This window comes from Anaplasma marginale str. Florida, from assembly GCF_000215485.1.
Taxonomy (GTDB): Bacteria; Pseudomonadota; Alphaproteobacteria; order Rickettsiales; family Anaplasmataceae; genus Anaplasma; species Anaplasma marginale.
In genome coordinates, this window is sequence record NZ_AFMS01000030.1 from 1 (window position 1) to 2,721 (window position 2,721).

Genomic DNA, 2,721 nt, shown 5'->3' on the forward strand with positions numbered 1-2,721 from the left:
GGTGAGGGCGAGGTAGATCTATACTTGTCAGAAGACTGCAGCCATTACCAGCTAAAGATATACGTACTGCTTGAGGGGGACTTACGCCTATCGAAGGTTTTGGACGTCGTAAAGAAGATGGGCGCGGGAATGCTGCAGCACCACAGTTATGATATCACAGTGCGGGAGAGGTGCGTGCGTTTGCACCACTTTGTGCTCGCAAACGCGAGCAAGTCCTTTGACCATCATAGCGTGAAGAGCCGATTTGAAACGACGTTGAAAAAGGTATTTTCCGGAGAAACTGAGAACGACTACTTCAATAGCTTGGTGATTTTGGCAAACTTAAGATGGAAGGAAGTTTTACTCGTAAGAACGCTAAGTAGATACTTAAAGCAAATCCTATTCAACTATAGCCAGGCGTACATCCAAAAGGTTGTTAGGAAGCATTCTTACATGGTCCATTTGTTTGTTCGGCTATTCGAGGCTAGGTTTGACCCAGATATATCTGGTGACAGAGCCGCCAAGGTAGCGGGCGTGCGCAAATCAATTGACGAGTTGTTTGCACAAGTCTCAGATATGGTCCACGACTACATACTGAGATGCATGTATAACCTGATATTGGCGGTCTTGCGCACAAATTACTATCAAGACGGTAGAAATTATCTCTCGCTAAAGCTAGACTCCGGCGCAGTCCCCGACATTCCTCGCCCTTTCCCCTTCAGGGAAATATATGTTTACTCAAACACGTTTGAGGGTATACACCTACGCGGTGGGAAGGTGGCAAGAGGCGGCATAAGGTGGTCCGACAGGACCGAAGATTTTCGCACTGAGGTCTTAGGGTTGATGAAGGCACAGATGACGAAAAACTCCGTTATCGTCCCAGTCGGTTCTAAAGGCGGTTTTGTTCTGAAGGGTAACTCAAAGAAGTCGGGGTCGGTTGAGTGCGCGATTGAGTGCTACAAGAGCTTTTTGCGTGGTATATTGGACATTACTGACAACGTAATAGACGACCAGTGCGTCACCCCAAGCCGAGTAGTAAGGTATGATGACGACGATCCATACTTGGTAGTTGCGGCCGATAAGGGCACCGCGTCTTTTTCTGATCACGCAAATCAAGTTTCTGCAGAGTATAACTTCTGGCTCGGTGATGCATTTGCATCTGGGGGGTCCGTTGGGTTTGACCATAAAAAAATAGGCATTACTGCCAGAGGGGCATGGGCTGCTGCACAGCGGCACTTCTGGACCATGGGTAAGGATATACAGAAAGATACATTCACCGCTGTTGGCATAGGGGATATGTCGGGTGACGTGTTCGGAAATGGGATGTTGTTATCCGATAAGATCTGCCTACTGGGGGCCTTTAACCACATACACATATTTGTTGACCCCTCTCCTGACCCTGCAAAAAGCTTCGCGGAACGTAAGCGCTTGTTTGAAACTCCGGGGTCATCTTGGCAAGATTACAAACCAAGCCTTATATCAAAAGGCGGGGGTGTGTTCTGTCGCAGCTCAAGATCTATTACTCTTACTCCGGAGATGAAGCAATGCTTCCAACTGAACACCGAGGAGGACAGCATCTCCCCTACTGCCCTTATTAGGGCGATGCTAAAAGCGCCAGTAGACATGATCTGGAACGGCGGTATAGGTACATACGTAAAATCGTCCAAGGAAACTCACCCTGCTGTTGGTGATAAGGCCAATGATCGGCTCAGAATAAATGGGGAAGACCTGCGCGCCTCGATGGTCATAGAAGGGGGAAATCTCGGCTGTACGCAACTAGGTAGAGTAGAATATGCGAGCAAGGGAGGCAGGATTAATACTGACTTTATAGACAACGCAGGCGGTGTTACCTGCTCAGACTTCGAAGTCAACCTCAAAATCTGCCTGGAAATGGCCGTCAGAGATAAATTCATCTCCCTGGAGGAACGCAACAAGATCCTCTACGACATGCTTCTCGACATACCCGGCATTCTCATGGCGCGCCATAATAAACTCGAGACCAGAACGTTGATGCTGGAATGCATGCAGGCAACAAAGCGTATAGAGCAGCACCATCGGATAATGCAGTACCTTGAAAAGATAAATGCCCTGGACCGCAGCATGGAGTTCCTGCCCAGCGACGAGGAAATCCTGAGGATGATTTCGGAATCCAGGGGGCTTGCTGCCCCGCAGATAGCCGTGCTTATAGCGTACACCCGGACATTCATAAAAGGGGGAATTATGAAGTCCAATTTGCTGCAGCACGGCCTAGCAAGTGTCTACGAATCTCAATATCTGCTTTCATACTTCCCTGAGTCTATGAGGAACAGGTTTGAGAAGTATATAAAACAGCACAAATTGAAGCACGAAATACTCGCCACATGCATATCCAACGACATAGTAAACAGGATGGGTTGTGTTTTCGTCAGCCACATAGAAAGCATGGGTATTACCATAGACACGATCGCCAGGGTTTATGTGACAATCTCCAGAGTATATAACTTACAAGATATTTGGAGCGAGCTTGACAGGGTCGACGGCACTATAGACGTTAATGACTATGTCACAATCATCAGGGAAGTGCAAAAGTTCATTGGGCAGGCAACTTTCTGGATGCTCCGGCACATGCACAAGTTCCCGGATGTAGAAACAAGGTTAGAGAGCCTGTCATCGCAAACCCTGCTCATCGAAGAGAACATGGAAAACATCTTGTGCGGGGAGTTTTTAGAATCTTACAACACTGCACAACAGAACCTGCCGCAA

Annotated in this window: 1 protein-coding gene; it reads left to right on the forward strand. The window is 47.9% G+C overall.

Annotated elements, in window-relative coordinates; all coding sequences use genetic code 11:
* The coding region (locus GAC_RS00975) for an NAD-glutamate dehydrogenase domain-containing protein (RefSeq protein ID WP_037349018.1) at positions 1–2,721 on the forward strand (2,721 nt) is incomplete at both ends.